The organism is Aquitalea sp. USM4 (assembly GCF_004328945.1).
In the GTDB taxonomy this organism is placed as follows: Bacteria; Pseudomonadota; Gammaproteobacteria; order Burkholderiales; family Chromobacteriaceae; genus Aquitalea; species Aquitalea pelogenes.
Genome location: NZ_CP029539.1, coordinates 4,119,287 through 4,134,634, shown reverse-complemented (window position 1 = coordinate 4,134,634; position 15,348 = coordinate 4,119,287). Strand labels below are relative to the sequence as shown.

Annotated in this window: 14 protein-coding genes; 10 read left to right on the top strand and 4 right to left on the bottom strand. The window is 60.9% G+C overall.

Going from position 1 to position 15,348, the window contains the following annotated elements; genetic code table 11:
- The first annotated feature begins 35 nt into the window (after positions 1-35).
- The 10 genes from DKK66_RS18955 (at position 36) to DKK66_RS18910 (ending at position 9,814) form a co-directional block, all read left to right on the top strand.
- On the top strand, positions 36-542 hold the full coding sequence (locus tag DKK66_RS18955) for an RNA polymerase sigma factor (protein ID WP_131360546.1): 507 nt from the start codon (positions 36-38) through the stop codon (positions 540-542).
- The gene (locus tag DKK66_RS18950; protein ID WP_131360544.1) at positions 539-1,438 is read left to right on the top strand and encodes a FecR domain-containing protein; all 900 of its coding nucleotides are present in this window, start codon (positions 539-541) and stop codon (positions 1,436-1,438) included. The genes DKK66_RS18955 and DKK66_RS18950 overlap by 4 nt, the downstream gene beginning before the upstream one ends.
- An 81-nt stretch (positions 1,439-1,519) precedes the next feature.
- Positions 1,520-3,889 carry a TonB-dependent receptor gene (locus DKK66_RS18945; protein ID WP_131360542.1) on the top strand — a complete coding sequence of 790 codons (2,370 nt, stop codon included), beginning with the start codon at positions 1,520-1,522 and terminating at the stop codon, positions 3,887-3,889.
- 46 nt (positions 3,890-3,935) lie between these two features.
- Positions 3,936-4,850, top strand: a complete 915-nt coding sequence (locus DKK66_RS18940; RefSeq protein WP_131360540.1) for an MbnP family copper-binding protein — start codon at positions 3,936-3,938, stop codon at positions 4,848-4,850.
- Positions 4,739-5,986, top strand: coding sequence for an MbnH family di-heme enzyme (locus tag DKK66_RS18935; protein WP_370302687.1), 1,248 nt, complete (start codon positions 4,739-4,741; stop codon positions 5,984-5,986). Before DKK66_RS18940 ends, DKK66_RS18935 begins: the two co-directional genes overlap by 112 nt.
- A gap of 439 nt (positions 5,987-6,425) precedes the next feature.
- Positions 6,426-6,866, top strand: a complete 441-nt coding sequence (locus DKK66_RS18930; RefSeq protein ID WP_131360536.1) for a hypothetical protein — start codon at positions 6,426-6,428, stop codon at positions 6,864-6,866.
- Positions 6,867-6,876: 10 nt separating this feature from the next.
- Positions 6,877-7,455 carry an adhesin gene (locus DKK66_RS18925; protein ID WP_131360534.1) on the top strand — a complete coding sequence of 193 codons (579 nt, stop codon included), beginning with the start codon at positions 6,877-6,879 and terminating at the stop codon, positions 7,453-7,455.
- Between the two features lie 64 nt (positions 7,456-7,519).
- Positions 7,520-8,338 (top strand): hypothetical protein, encoded by an 819-nt coding sequence (locus DKK66_RS18920; RefSeq protein WP_131360532.1) that lies wholly within the window; start codon positions 7,520-7,522, stop codon positions 8,336-8,338.
- 52 nt (positions 8,339-8,390) lie between these two features.
- Complete coding sequence (locus DKK66_RS18915) at positions 8,391-9,095, top strand: C39 family peptidase (RefSeq protein ID WP_082086585.1); 705 nt, start codon at positions 8,391-8,393, stop codon at positions 9,093-9,095.
- 50 nt (positions 9,096-9,145) lie between these two features.
- Positions 9,146-9,814, top strand: coding sequence for a hypothetical protein (locus DKK66_RS18910; protein ID WP_131360530.1), 669 nt, complete (start codon positions 9,146-9,148; stop codon positions 9,812-9,814).
- A gap of 74 nt (positions 9,815-9,888) precedes the next feature.
- Here the strand turns inward: DKK66_RS18910 and DKK66_RS18905 are convergent, their stop codons facing one another.
- The 4 genes from DKK66_RS18905 to DKK66_RS18890 all read right to left on the bottom strand — a co-directional run bounded on the left by DKK66_RS18905 (position 9,889) and on the right by DKK66_RS18890 (position 15,230).
- On the bottom strand, positions 9,889-11,223 hold the full coding sequence (locus DKK66_RS18905; protein ID WP_131360528.1) for a sigma-54 dependent transcriptional regulator: 1,335 nt from the start codon (positions 11,221-11,223) through the stop codon (positions 9,889-9,891).
- A gap of 11 nt (positions 11,224-11,234) precedes the next feature.
- Entirely contained in the window at positions 11,235-12,515 is a 1,281-nt protein-coding gene (locus tag DKK66_RS18900) for a transporter (protein WP_131360526.1), read from the bottom strand.
- Between the two features lie 458 nt (positions 12,516-12,973).
- Positions 12,974-13,480: a hypothetical protein gene (locus DKK66_RS18895; protein WP_165494234.1), complete on the bottom strand. Its 507-nt coding sequence runs from the start codon at positions 13,478-13,480 to the stop codon at positions 12,974-12,976.
- A gap of 70 nt (positions 13,481-13,550) precedes the next feature.
- On the bottom strand, positions 13,551-15,230 hold the full coding sequence (locus DKK66_RS18890) for an ABC-F family ATP-binding cassette domain-containing protein (protein ID WP_131360522.1): 1,680 nt from the start codon (positions 15,228-15,230) through the stop codon (positions 13,551-13,553).
- Positions 15,231-15,348 lie beyond the last annotated feature (118 nt).

The following is a 15,348-nucleotide window of genomic DNA, read 5'->3' as shown; positions in this document are numbered from 1 at the left end:
CTATGATGTCGGGATTTGCCAGCCTGGCTATTGCCATGCCTTTTTCTGCCGACATCACTTTTTTGTATCTGAACCACATTGTCGAACTGCGCCGCTACCTGAGTGGCAAGGTAGACAGTACCGCCCTGGCCGACGACCTGGCCCATGAAACCTTTGCCCGTGTCCTGGCAAGCGACAACGCGCTGGACAGCCTGCGCCAGCCGCGTGCCTTGCTGTTTCACATTGCCCGTAACCTGCTGACTGACCACTACCGCAGCAAGGCTGCCCATGCAGGGTGGATGGTACCGCTGGAGTCCTGCCAGCAGCAGGCCTGTGCCGCGCCTTCTCCCGAACGCATTGTGCTGGCCCGTCAGCAGCTGGCCCAACTGCGGCTGGCAATTGAAAGCCTGCCGCCACGCTGTCGGCAGGCGTTTATGCGTTTCCGGTTTGATGGCATCCCGCAAAAGCTGCTGGCAGCAGAACTGGGCATCAGCCTCAACGCCGTGGAAAAACTGTTGATCCGCGCCATGCTGGCCTTGCGCCAGCAAGTGGAGTGGGCATGAGCCCTGCGCCGGATGCAGTCGTCCGGCAGTTGCGGGAAGAGGCAGCCCGCTGGTTGTTGCGCCAGCAAGAAGGGCTGAGCCCGCAGCAGCAGGCCGAATTCCAGCGCTGGCATGATGCCGCGGAAGAACACCGCCAGGAATACGCCGCCCAGTGTCGGCTGTGGGGTGCCATGGACCAGCTGGCCAATACCCGCGCACGGCGAAGGGGCCGGGCCGGACGTTTGGCCTGTCTGTTGCTGTTGGTGGCAGGGGGCTGGACCCTGCTGCACTTGCCGGTGCAGTCTGCGCTGTTCACCGCCTATGGCCAGGGCAGCAGCCAATACCTGGCCGATGGCAGCAAGCTGACACTGGGAGGCCATAGCCGGGTGCGGGTGGACTACCGCTGGGGCGAACGGCAGTTGGTGGTGGAGCAGGGCATGGCCAGCATCCGGGTGGCACCCAACCCGCGCCCGCTGCGCGTGCTGGCTGGAGCAGGTGAACTGCGTGACATCGGCACCGAGTTTGATGTGCTGCGCAGTGGGGATCAGGTGGCCGTCCACGTGCGGCAAGGGCAGGTGGAGTTGCGCCTTGCCGGTCAGGTGCTGCAACTGGGTGCCGGGCAACAGGCCCGTTATCAGGGCCAGCATCTGACAGGGCCCTTGTCTGCAGGCAGCTTTGACTGGCAGGGGGAAGCCTGGACCTTCAACCACCTGCCACTGGGGGATTTGCTGCTGGCGGTGAATGGGCAGTCGGCCCAGGTCTGGCGGCTGGCGGACCCGTCACTGGCCAGCCTCTTGCTTAGCGGCAGCGTGCAAGGCGACGACCGTGACGGTTTGCTGAACATGCTCACCACCATGCTGCCCTTGCAGGCAGAGCAGCAGGCCGATGGCGGCATATTGCTGACTGGCAAAAAATAATTGCTGAACCATGTCAGGGTTTTGCCGTTTGCTTCGTCTTCCTTCTTGTCCGTGATGAACTCTCAAAACAAAGAAACGAAGATGAAACAAGGCCATCAATCGCTGGGACTGGCAGTGCTGGTTTCCGCCCTGTTTACCACTGCCGCACTGGCACAGGATGTGACCGTAAATATTCTGCCGCAAAGCCTGGCATCCGCGCTCACCGGCCTGGCCGGGCAAACCGGCTTGCAACTGCTGTTTGCCAGCAATGTACTGGAGGGCAAGACCACGGCCGGGCTGAATGGCTCCATGTCCGCCGAACAGGCGCTGGCCCACCTGTTGCAAGGCAGTGGCTTGCAAGCCCGGAAAACCGCCAGCGGCAGCTACATCATTGTCAACGCTGGCAATAGTACGGATGCACAGCTGATGCCGGAAGTGCTGGTGACTGCCACTGCACTGGACAGCTACAAGGCCGACAAGGCTGCCATTTTTGGCAAAAAGCCGGTCAGCCTGCGCGAGATTGCCAACTCGGTATCGGTGGTAGGCAAGCAGCAAATGGAAGACCAGCACATGACCACGGTGGCCGATGCCATGCAGCAGGCTACCGGTGTCACTGTCATTGCCAACGACACCCTGAGCAACCAGTACCTGATCCGCGGTTACAACTCGGTAGGGGTGATGTATGACGGGGTGACGTCCTATAACGGCCTGTCGCCCTCGCACCAGTTTGACCTGCCCTTGTATGAAAGCATCGAAGTGCTGCGCGGCCCTGCGGGTTTGCTGCGCGGGGTAGGCGAGCCCGGTGGCATTGTCAATCTGGTGAAGAAAAAGCCGCAGAAGGACTTTGCCGCCAGTTGGGAAGCCAGTACCGGCTCGTGGAGCAATAACCGTCTGGTAGGCGATGTCACCGGTGCCATGAATGAAAGCGGCAGTGTGCAGGGGCGTTTGATTGCCAGCAGCGAAGACCGTGCCTATTTCTACGACCACACCCACAGCAACAAGTGGCTGCTGTCCGGCATGTTGCGTTTTGAACTGAGCCCGCAAACCACCTTTGACATCAGCTATACCGGGCAGAACCAGACGGTGAAGGACCCATGGTCCGGCTTGCCCACTTACACCACCACCGACAGCAGCGGTCACTACCAGTTGCTGAAGGTATCACCCTCCACCTTCAATGCCCCGGACTGGGGACGTACCAGCTACAACACGCAGGAATTGTCCGCCGCGCTGGAACACAAGTTTGGCAATGAATGGGCCGCCAAACTGAATGTGAACCATCGGGTGCAGGAGCTGTACTACAAATATGCCTACACCTCGTCCGGCCTTAATCCGCTGACCAACACCATCAACTACAGCACCATGCGCGGTGACTACACCTATACCCGCGACGGCATGGACGTAAGCCTGTCCGGCCCGCTGGAAATGTGGGGACGCAAGCATGACATGCTGCTGGGCTTCAATGTGGATGAGTACAACAGCAAGGGACGTTCCGGTCGCGGGCCTACTTATTCGGGTGTGAACTATGCCAGCGGCAGCAGCCTGGCCGAGCCGGTCATCAACTACACCTCGGGCAGCGAAAGCAATACCCGGCAAAGCGGCTTCTACACCCAGGGTCGCCTGCATCTGAGCGATGCCACCACCCTGCTGCTGGGTGCGCGCACCACCACCTTCCTGGCCAAATCGCACAATATTGCCCCGTCTGCCGTCACCGACTGGAAAGACGGGGCCAAGGCCAGCAATCGCGTTACGCCCTATGCCGGACTGCTGTTCGACATCAGCCAGCAAGTGACGCTGTATGCCAGCTACGCCAATATCTTTGTGCCGCAAACCCAGCAAAAGGCCGACGGCTCCACGCTGGACCCGCGCGTAGGCCGCCAGTATGAAGTGGGTGCCAAGGGAGATTTTCTGGATTCCAGACTGGGCGCAACCCTGGCTTTCTTCAATATCCGCGACAAGAACCGCGCCTATGCCGACCCGGCCTATCCCAGCTCCAACTACTACCTGAATGCAGGGGAAATCGAATCGCAAGGGGTGGAACTGGAAGTGCAGGGCAAGGTAAACAGCCGCTTTGACGTGACGGCCGGCTACACCTACATGACCACCAAGTATCTGTCCGACCCCAGCAACCAGGGCAAGACCTACTCGATCCAGACCCCGCGCAACCAGTTCAAGCTGTGGAGCAACTACACCTTTGCCGATACCGGCTGGCTCAAGGGTTACTCGCTGGGTGGCGGGCTGATTGCCCAAAGCCGTGCGCAAAGCTCGCGTGGTTGGTCGGACGAAGTGGTGAACAGCGGCTACGTGGTGGCCAATGCCCGTATCGGCTACCAGTTCAACAAGAACTACAGCCTGGCGCTGAATATCAACAATCTGTTTGATACCCGCTACTACGCCTCGGTTGGCACGCCGAATATCTACAACTTCTATGGCGAACCGCGCAATGTCATGCTGACCCTGCGCGGCAAGTACTAAGCCAGCCCGCAAGCCGGGGGCCTTGGCCCCTGGCTGGAGTCCTGTCATGTTGCTGCGTTTATTCCATACCGGCCTGCTGACTGTCTGCTTGCTGTCAGTCCCACGGCTGGCTGCCGGGCAGGAAGTCGCCCTGCGTTTTGCCTTGCAAGCCGGCGCGCAGGCCTTCTCCTGTGCCAGCCCGGCGTTGCCGCTGGGGCAGCCTGCCGTGCCCACCCGGCTGAAAGATGCCAAGTTTTATCTGTCGGACATCCGCCTGATTCGTGACGACGGCCAGCTGCAAGCAGTGCAGCTGCATGCGGATGCCTGGCAGTCGCATGATGTTGCCTTGCTGGACTTTGTCCCCGGTGGCGGCAGCTGTCACGCCGGAGCCACCGGGCCAGTGCATGACACCGTGCAAGGAGAAGTGCCTGCCGCGCACTACCGTGGCTTGCTGTTCACCATCGGTGTACCGGTGCAAGGTCTGGACCCGCAAGGGCAGGCTGTATCACTCAATCATGGCAATTTCGAGCTGGCCGATGCTCCGCTGGACCGTGCCTCCATGGCCTGGAGCTGGCAGGTGGGGCGCAAATTCATCAAGCTGGAACTGTTGCCGGAAGGCGGGCTGGCCCGCAGCAATGGCCGCGCAGCGGTGTGGACGCTGCATCTGGGCTCCACCGGCTGTAGTGGCAACCCGGCCCAGGCCGGTGCCGTGCATTGCCTCAGCCCTAACCGGGTCAGCGTGATGCTGCCGGATTTCGACCCGGCACAAGACCATCTGGTGCTGGATGTGGCCCGCCTGCTGGCGGACAGCAATCTGGCCGAGGACAAGGGCGGGGCCAGTGGCTGCATGAGCAGCATGGACGACCCGGAATGCAAGCCACTGTTTGCTCAGTTGCAAATACAGCTGGAGGCGGGAGATCGGCGCGGACAGCCCCTGCTGCCACAGACATCGCCAGCCTTTGTCCGGGTACAAAAGCCATGAAGCAGAGCGCAAGAGGGTGCGGAATGCGCAGGGCATGCAGAGGGCTTGCCTTGCTGGGTTTGCTTTGCCTTGCGCCCGTACAGGCGGCGGACAGCTTGCCAGCCGGTTTTGCTGCCCCGGTGGTGCCGGCAGATAACCCGATGAGCCAGGCCAAAGTCGAACTGGGGCATTATCTGTTCTACGAAAAGCGCTTGTCGGGCAATGGCAAGCTGATGTGCGCCAGCTGCCACATCCAGCGGCTGGCATTTACCGATGGCCTGCCGGTGTCGCGCGGCTCCACCGGCGAGTACACCGCCCGCAGTGCCCAGGCACTGATGAACGTGGCCTGGAATGCCAGCTATACCTGGGCCAATCCGGCACTTACCAGCCTGGAAACGCAGATGAGCGTGCCCTTGTTCGGGGAAAACCCGGTGGAGATGGGAGTAAACGACAGCAACAAGCAGCGGGTGTTGCAACGCTTGCAGGCGGATAAGCGCTACCGGCGTCTGTTTCGTCAGGCCTTTGCGCAGGATGCTGCACCCATCAGCTGGCGCAATATCATCCGGGCGATTGCCAGCTTCGAGCGCAGCATGGTGTCGGGCAATGCCCGGTACGACCGCTACTTGCAAGGTCGCGCCCGGCTGAGCGCCGCCGAGCTACGCGGCAAGGCGCTGTTCTTTGGCGAGAAGGCCGAATGTTTTCACTGTCATGGCGGTTTCAATTTCAGCGACCAGACCGTATCAGTCAAAACCCGGCTGGAAGAAATGCTGTTCCATAACACCGGGCTGTACAACCTGGACGGCAAGGGGGCATTTCCCGAGGGTAACCGCGGGGTGTACGAGCTGACCGGACTGGCCGAGGACATGGGCAAGTTCCGCGCCCCCAGCCTGCGCAATATCGCCGTTACCGCACCTTACATGCATGACGGCAGCCTGCCGGATTTAACCGCCGTACTGGCCTTTTATGCCGCCGGTGGCCGCAGGATTGCACATGGAAAATACCAGGGCGATGGCAGGTTGAATCCCTACAAGAGCGAGCTGATCGGCAATATCGAACTGAGCCGCCAGGAACAGCAGGACATCATTGCGTTTCTGGGTACGCTGACCGACCCGCAGTTTTTGCATGGACGTGAGCTGGCCGACCCGTTCCGGCGCTAGTCCCTCATTCCAGAACGGCCAACCTCCTGCAAAACATCGCCACCTTGCCGGAGCGCTGTCGGCTGCCCAGGCCACAAGCTTCGCCACCGCGCCACATCCTTCTCTGACGCAGGGTGGTCGTTCCCCGCCAGCGGGCGATCACCTTGCCGCATCATTCCCATTTCGGCGCAAACAGCATTTCTCAGGATTGATACAGCCAGCGCAGGCGGGATGGGTGGTCTTGCCCAGCGAATACCAGCCTCCAGAGCTGTATTTCAGCTGTCTTGTGCTGCCCGGCTGCGGGTATTGCGGCTTGTTTGCCGGTTTCTGTTTCATCCCTGACACAAGTGGCCAAGCACGATGGCATGGGAAAGCGGAATTTCCCTTATGTCATAAGACCTTGGCGCGCCTGGCATGCTTTCTGCACTAGAGGGGGCATGGTCAAAGCCGACGGGAGCTGATGATGAAACGGAATATCCAGCAACTGGTTCTGCTGTTTCTGGCCGGCTCAGCCCTGCATGGGCTGGTACAGGCGGCGGGGGATGGCGACATCATCATCGGCAGGGAAGTGCCCAGCCGCAGTGCCATCCGTCATGGCGACCCCAGTCCTGATGTCAGCGAGGTGAGCGCATCTCCTGCGGTGGTGATTGTCGGTGCCACCCGGCAAGTCGACAGCATCAGCAGCCAGGCTGGCGAAATGGTACTGGGTGCCGTACATGGCAGCGTGGGCAGCCAGAGCGCACAACTGCAAGGTCTTTCTGTCACGGCATTTGCCGCTGTCACCGGTGCCGGTGCTGCCAGGCCCGCTGGGGCGAGTGGCAGTGGTGGCGGGCTTGCTGCAACAGGTATCAGCCAGCAGCTGCAGACCGGTTTTCAGCCCCTGAGCGGGCTGGCGCACTAGGAGAGGCAATATGCGAATCCTGCAATTGTTGTGGCTTGGCAGTTGCCTGGGGCATGCGCTGGCGCACGCCGAGCAGGCTGTGATCGACAACAGCGGACAGTCAGCCAGCGGAATACTGGCGGTGAACCAGGCGGCCGGTAACGCCAACCAGCAGGGCAATCTGCAGGCCCTGGCCGTATCCACCACGGCCAGCCATGCCAGTGTCGCCCTGTTGCGGCAGCCATCGGCGGCCACCACCACCACCACGACGGATGCCACGGCCAGCATTTCCGGTGCGGCTTTCTCTGGCGGTCAGGGGCTGATGGCCATCAACCAGAGCGCCGGTAATGACAACCAGTCCCTGAATGCCCTGAGCCTGGCGCTGTCGCCCCGGCCGCAGGCGACAACGCTGCCATCGGCGGCTGCCGACAGCCTGCTGGCCAGTACCGCCGGCAGCGCTCCGGCAGTGGTCAAGGATGGCAGCCACAGCCAGACCGATATTTCCGCAACCGCCTTCCAGGGTAGCCGGGGGCTGGTGCAACTGAACCAGATTGCTGGCAGCCACAATCAGGCTGTCAATGTAGTGGCCGTGCAATGGGCCAATCCGTGAGCAGTACCGGCTGTCACCCGCATGGTGATGACCGGCATTCAAGCAAATCGCCTGGAGAATAATCATGACCGCAATGCTGCAGAAAAAAGTGCTTTTCCTCGCTCTTGTTGGTGTGTGTGGCGTAGCCTATGCCGGAGGGGCAGACCGCCCTGACGACCCGTCGTCTTCCACCAGTAGCAAGATCAGCAACAATCTGTCCAACACTTACAACAATACCAATGTCAGCCTGACCGGCACCGCCTATCTGGAAGGCATTGCCGTTTACGAAGTGTTCGATCCCAAGGCAGATGCCCTGGCTTCGGCCCGGGTGGATGATGTACAGAAGAACCTGAATAACAGGCTGAATGTGACTGACCCGTCCAAGGCCACGGTGAAGGGTAGTGTCACCGGCATCCAGGGTAATGCCGGGGTGAACAATGCGTCCGGCTACTTCAACCAGCAAGCCAACAATGTTGCCATTGCTTCGGTATCCGGCAAAAAGAGTGGTGCAGCCGCTTCCGTTTCTTTCGAGCAGCTGAATGACGGCAACACCTACACCTTTGCCGAGCCGATGCGCGGCACGTCCAACAGCATGGATGCCAGCGTCACCAACTCGGTGAACAACATCCAGGGTAATGCCGGTGTCAACAATGCAGCCGGTGCCGGCAACCAGCAAAAGAACGATGTTGCCCTGTCGTCCGCCAGTGCCGCAGTGCTGGCCACGGCTTCTGCCGGTGGCACCCAGGTCAATCAGGGTACTTCGGTTACCACTTTCTTCCCGCTTAACAGCACGGCGGGCATTTCCGGTTCGGTCAACAACATCAGTGGCAATGTGGGCCTGAACAATGCCGCAGGCTTGTCCAACCAGCAGGTCAACAGCCTGTCGGTTGCTGCAACCCACTAACGTCGGAGAGACCGGCAGCGCAGTCCTGTGGCCGTGCTGCCGGTTTGTGACCATGAAACTTCCCATCCGCTTGCTGTTGTCCATTCCGCTCTTGCTGTTCTGTTCCGGTGGCGGGCAGTTTGCCCAGGCCGCCGACATGGCACTGCCTGCCTACACCGGCGACGGTAATGTATACAAGCAGGTGCACAGCCTGCGCGAGTTGCGCTTTCGTTATGTGGTGGAACAAAAAACCGATTTCAGTTGCGGTGCCGCCGCGCTTACCACCTTGCTGCGCTACGGATTCGGCCTGGACCTGAACGAGCAACAGGTCATTGCCGGAATGATGGCCGGTGCCAATCCCGATGTGGTCCGCCAGCAGGGTTTTTCCATGCTGGACATGAAGCATTACGTGAATGTGCTGGGCTTGCGCGCCAGTGGTTTTGTCAGTGGTGCCGAACGCCTGCCTGCATTGCGCATCCCGGCGCTGATCATGTTGGACATCAATGGCTACAAGCACTTTGTGGTATTGAAGATGGCCACGCGCGACACCGTGTATGTGGCAGACCCTGCGCTGGGTAACCGTGCCATTCCCATGGCGGACTTCACCCGGCAGTGGAATGGCGTATTGCTGGCAGTGGCCGGGCCGGGTTACCGGCCGCAAGGGCCGTTGCGCCAGTTTCCCAGCCCCTTGTCGGCCCGCCAGCTGATGGTGAACATGGCCCCGGTGTCGCCGGCCGATCTGGTGGAATACGGTTTTCTTTACAGTGATTTCTTATAGCCTGTGCCGGCAGGGTTGCAGGATTGCCGGGCAAAGGCAGGGAGCAGCACATGCGTACCTTGACTACGGTAGTGCCGGCGCTGTTGTTGCTGGGTTGCAGCTTGCCCTCACAGGCCATGCTGGCCTATGTCGATGACGCTGTGCTCGACAGCATGCGCGGGCGTTATGTGGATGCCGGGCAGATTGTGCGTTTTGGCGTGCAGATGCTCAGTACCTGGCAAAATGCCGCCGGTGTGGTGCAGGGGGCTGGTGTCCAGCTTACCGCCCAGGCCGGTGCCGTACCGGTGATCAATCGCTATACGCTGGGCGGGAGTACGGGCAATCCTGCCGCTGTCAGCCTGTCTGGCGGCCTGGCTTCGGTGCAGGGCATGGTGCAGGTCAACCAGCAAGCCGGTAATGGCAATGTGTCACGCAATGTCACCACCATCGACATCAATGACGGTGCAGCGTCGGCCGGCATGCCGGCGGGCTGGCAAGCCAGTGCCCAGGGTAGCAGTAGCGTGAACGGGCAACTGGACGTGAGCATCGACATGGGCAGTGCCGGGCAGATGGGGCAATCGCTGGGGCAGGGCCAACTGGTGCAGTTCTCGCGGCTGACGGGTAACGGCATCGTCACCAGCAACACCCTGCATATCCAGCTGGTGTTGCAGCCACAGGCAGGCTTGATGAACTTCATCATGCCCAGCCGCAGCATGATGTCCGGCATCGGCTTGCACTGAAACCGTGCTGGTCCACACTTCTACCGGCGAGACCATTACCGGCCTGCATCTCTCCTGAGCGAAGCAAGCCCGGGCTAGTTGCTGAGGCCTATCCCGTATTTCTTGACCAGACGGTACAAGGTGGCACGCGAGATGCCCAGCTCGCGCGCTGCCTTGCTGCTGTTCTGTCCATGCAGCTCCAGCGCCATTTCCACCGCCTCGCGCTCGGCATTGTCGCGGATGGCGCAAAGGCTGTTGCGCTGGGACGGCACGGCAATGCCGCCCAGCCCCATGTCCTGGGGCCGGATGACCTTGCCGCTGGCCATGGCCAGCCCCTGGCTGATGCGGTTTGACATTTCGCGGATATTCCCCGGCCAGTCATGTTGCAACATGATGGCCATTGCCTCGTACGACAGCCGTTTATTTGGCAAAGCCAGACGCTGGGCGTTTTGTGCCAGCAGGTGCCTGGCCAGCAGGGGGATGTCGGAACGCCGCTCGCGCAAGGGCGGCAAATGCAGTTGGCAGACGCACAGGCGGTAGTACAGGTCTTGCCGGAAACGACCGCTGCTGATTGCCGTGGGGAGGTCGACATGGGTGGCCGACACCACTCGGGTGTCGATATTGCGGCTGCGATTGTCACCCAGCCGGTCTATGGTGCCCTCCTGCAGGAAGCGCAGCAGGTTGACCTGCGCTTCTATCGCCATGTCACCGATTTCATCCAGAAACAGCGTGCCGTTATGGGCAGCCTCGATACGGCCTATCCGGCCGGACGAGGCGCCGGTAAACGCGCCGCGCTCGTGGCCGAACAATTCCGACTGCACCAGATTGACCGGCAGGCCACCGCAGTTGACTGCCTGGAAGGGGCCGTCGGCCCGGTCGGAGTATTGATGTAACAAGCGGGCCACCAGCTCTTTGCCACAGCCGGACTCGCCAGTAATGAGGACAGTGACATTGACGCGGGCCAGGCGGCGGATTTCCTGCCGCAAACGCCGTATGCAGGCATGTTCGCCCACCAGCTGCTTGCCTTCCGCCGGTGCTTCTTCCTGTTGCAGATGCCGCCGGAGGCTGGTCTTGCCGTGCAGCCGCCCCAGCGTCACCGCCAGCCGGGCACTCTCCACCGGCAGGCAGTGGAAGTCGTAACAGCTGTCATTGATGAAACTGCGCACCGCCGGGTGCTCCAGCTGCTGACGGTCGGTCAGCAGCACCCATTCCATATCCAGTTGACTGCCCAGCTGTTGCAGCAGGTCCAGTTTGCGTTGCAGCTTGTTGTCCAGTAACAGCAGGCCTGCGCTGAAGGGGCCTGCCTGTCGCGGTTTGTGTTGCTGTATGTCGTGCAGGTGGGTGATGTGCCAGTGCTGCTGGTGCAAGTCCTGCAGCACGGGGTGCAAGGCATCCGACCCCAGCGCCAGCAATGTTTTGCTCGATTTCATTGCCGGCTCCGTCAGAAGCGGTAGGGGAATTTCACCGAAAACGCATAGTTGGGGCTGTCCGGTGTCATGCCCAGGGACAGATTGGGAATGATGGACAGCCGCTTGCTGTAGGCATAGGTCAGGCCCAGGTTCAGGTTGGCGGCATTGGCGCTGCTGCCCACCACACTGCTCCAGCCGCTGCCTTGCTGCCGCACCCTCGCCTGACCGACGATCTGCTGTGAATAGGACAGGCCAAGGCTGAGCTTGTCGTTCAGCGCAAAGGCAATGCCGGCGCCCCAGTTCCAGCTGTCGCCCAGCCGCACGTCACCCGGCTGGGTCACCCCTGCCGTGGGGCTGATGTCGCTGAAATGGCCATCCAGATAATGGGTGTAACCCACGCTGGCAAACAGCACGGCCGGGTCCACCGTCTTGACGAAGGACAGGCCGGTGGTGATGCCCCAGACGCCATTGCCGGTGGGCAGCCGGTCAGGCATGGACAGATTGTTGTTACCGGCCGATTGCACCAGCTTGATGCCATAAGGGCTGCGCCCGGTAGGGGCTTTCACGCGCAAGCTCCACACCACATCCGGCCAGTCGGCGTTTTCTTCCACCAGCTTGTAACCCAGCCCGACACTGATATCGCCAAGGGTAGGCCCCTGACGTACCGAGCCTTGGGAAACCGTGCTGGCAGACCCGCCAGCCCCGCCTGAAAAATAAGTGGCGTCCCTTGCTATCCAGGGGACGTCAATGTCCAGCTGCCAGCGCGGGCTGGGCGAGTAACGGGTGGTGAGGTCCAGCGTCAGACTGTCGCTCACCACCTTGTCCAGGTTGATATTGCCCAGAAAGATGGAGTCCAGCGCCAGAAAGCCATTGAGCACCAGCTCGCGGGTGTCGTAATGGGTGTAGGTGAAGCTGGGTTCGATGGAGAACTTGCCGGGGGCAAAACCGCTGGCTTCCTGATAGATGTCTTCCACACTCTTGGGCACTTCACTGACCACCGGCAGAGCCGGGCCATTGTTGCCCGCCATGGCCATGGCGTTTGCCGGGGTATCGGGGCCGGGGCTTCTGCTGCCAGCACCGTTATTGCCGGTGCTTGTGGTAGCTGCCTGGCCATCACGGCGGTTTAGTCCTGCCAGCTGCTGTTCCAGTTGGCGTATGCGCTGTTCCTGCTGGCGGTTGGTCTGTGCCAGATCGCTGATCTGTTGTTGCAGGCTTTCCAGGCTGATATCGGCGTGAACCTGCATGGGAAAAGACAAGGACAGTGCGGCAAGAAACAGGCTGTTTCGCGCGCAGTGCAAGGTAGTCGGCTGCATGATGGTTTCCTTGGCGTGCTGGTGCGGCTGGCCCACCTGTATCCCCGGCTTGTACTGGCAGCCGGATGCAGCAAGAAGACTTCCCCGCTACCACATCGGTAGTTTGATGATGCCCCTTGGATATTTAATATGATATTAATTTAAACTGTATTAATTGTTACTTTCTTGTTCATTCTAGTTGCTGCCCAAGCCAAAGCAAGCCCCACCAAGTTGTCATTGACATTATTTGCCGCATGGTAATTGCCCCTGCTGCATGCTTCAGGCGGAAAGCCGGCTGTTGCAACAGGGTAAAGTGCAGCCCGGTCGGGCCATGAATCGATGGATGGCTGAACAGGAAAACACCCCGCGTACGGACGGGGTGTGGTGTCGGGCGAAGAGGGGTGCCAGCAGTGGCTTGTTGCTGGCTGGTGTGGTTCAGAACCCTGCGGATGATGGATGAGGCTGGCTGCGCTGGTATTTCATCGGGTGCGCATCCAGTTGCCTGTGCCGGTGAAAATCAGCTCGCGTGCCGGTGTGCTGCGGCTTTCATCCTTCCATACCGTGCAGCGTACGCCGGGGCCAGCGGTCATTTCGCATTCGCCTGCCGGGTAGGCAAATTCGGCATTCAGCGCCTTGTCGTAAACCTTGCCCACCGTATAACTGGTGCGGCCGCTACTGCCTGCATGCTGCCCGGTAGTGACAAAAAACCATGCGCCGCCGCCGTCGGTCAGCGGAAAGATGAAAATGGGCCTGGCAGGGTCATCCGCACTGATGCCCAGATAATGGTCACATTGGGGCCGGGCTTTGGCACCAAGATAGAAGGTTTGCGAACACGCACCTTCCACCCGGTAATGACCGGCAGCCAGCATGCCGCTGTTGTCGGCAACAGCAGGCCCGGCTGCACATGCTGTTGTAATCACTGCGATGGTGCCATACCGGCGAAAGCCCTTGCTGACTGACATCTGGCGGTCCTTGATGATTTGCATGCCGCGATTCTGGTTCATATGCATGGGTCATGGCAATGGCCCTGTGCCGGGCCAGCCGCCAAGGCCTTGCTTATGCTGCTGTCTGGCGTTTGCCCGCCGCTTCTTCACGGCGGCGCTTGGCTTCTGCCAGCAGGTAAACCTGGTAGTCGTCCAGGTCGCCGTCAAAGTCGCTGACACCGCCGCGCGACACCATCCAGAACTCGTCACACACGGCGCGCAGCAGGGCGCGGTCGTGGCTGACCAGCATCACCGAACCTTCAAATTCGTTGAGTGCCACGCTGAGTGCTTCGCGGGTGGCCAGGTCCAGATGGTTGGTCGGTTCATCCAGCAGCAGCAGGTTGGGGCGCAGCCAGACAATCATGCACAGCACCAGCCGGGCCTTTTCGCCGCCGCTCATGCTGCCCACCGCCTGCTTGACCATGTCGCCGCTGAAATTGAAGGTGCCAAGGAAGTTGCGCAAGCCCTGCTCGCGGCAGTCGTTGGCGGGCGGACGCAGCTGGGCTGGCGTCTCCCGCACCAGGCGCAGCATGTGCTGCAACGGGTCGTCTTCCGGGCGCAATACGTCCAGCTCCTGCTGCGAGAAGTAGCCGATGCTCAGGCCCTTGCCGCGGATGATTTCGCCGCTGGTGGCTTTCAATGCTTCGGCCACCGTTTTCACCAGCGTGGACTTGCCCTGACCGTTGGCCCCCAAAATACCGATGCGCTGGCCGGCCAGCACCGAGCGGTTCACCCCTTTGACAATCACGGTAGGCGGCGTGCCTGCGGGTGCATCTGCCGCTGCCGGATAGCCGAATGATGCCTGCGACATGGTCAGCATGGGGTTGGGCAGGCTGCCCGGTTCCTTGAATTCAAACTGGAATTCCGCATCGGCCAGTACCGGCGCAATCTTCTCCATGCGTTCCAGCGCCTTGACCCGGCTTTGCGCCTGCTTGGCCTTGCTGGCCTTGGCCTTGAAGCGGTCGATGAATTTTTGCAGGTGGGCCATCTTTTCCTGCTGCTTGGCCTGTGCCGCCTGCTGCAGAATCATCTGTTCGGCACGCATGTCCTCGAACTTGCTGTAATTGCCGCCGTAGCGCACCAGCTTGCCGTGGTCGATATGCAGGGTGACGTTGGTGACGGCATCCAGGAATTCGCGGTCATGGCTGATGACCACCATGGTGCCGCTGTATTGCTTGAGCCAGGCTTCCAGCCAAACCAGTGCGTCCAGGTCCAGGTGGTTGGTGGGTTCGTCCAGCAGCAGCAAGTCGGAAGGGCACATCAGCGCCCGCGCCAATTGCAGGCGCATGCGCCAGCCGCCGGAGAAGCTGTTCACCGGCTGATCCAGCTCCGCCACGCTGAAACCCAGGCCCAGAATCAGCGCCTGTGCCCGCGCCGGTGCGTCATGCTCGCCGGCATCATTCAGCGCGGTATAGGCGTGGGCCATGCGCATGTAGTCTTCACCCGCTTCGGCCTCGGCCACTTCGCGCCGTGCCGCCAGCAAGGTGAGGTCGCCTTCCACCACGAATTCCGTGGCGCTTTGGGCGGTTTCCGGCATGTCCTGCGCCACTTGCGCCATGCGCCACTGGCTGGGAATGGAAAAATCGCCACCGTCTTCGTGCAGATTGCCGTTGAGCACGGCAAACAGCGATGACTTGCCCGCGCCGTTACGCCCGACAAGGCCGACTTTTTCGCCGGGGTTGATGCTGACAGTTGCGTTGTCCAGCAGGACTTTGGTGCCGCGACGCAAGGCCACGTTTTTCAGGATGATCATGAGGGAATGCCGTGCTGCAAGGTTTGGGTGGCGAAAAGCGGTAGCCCGGCGTTTACTTTCGTCGCGACGGAGTGCCAGGAAAAAACACCGCCCTCAAGCACATGGGCCGAGGGCGAAG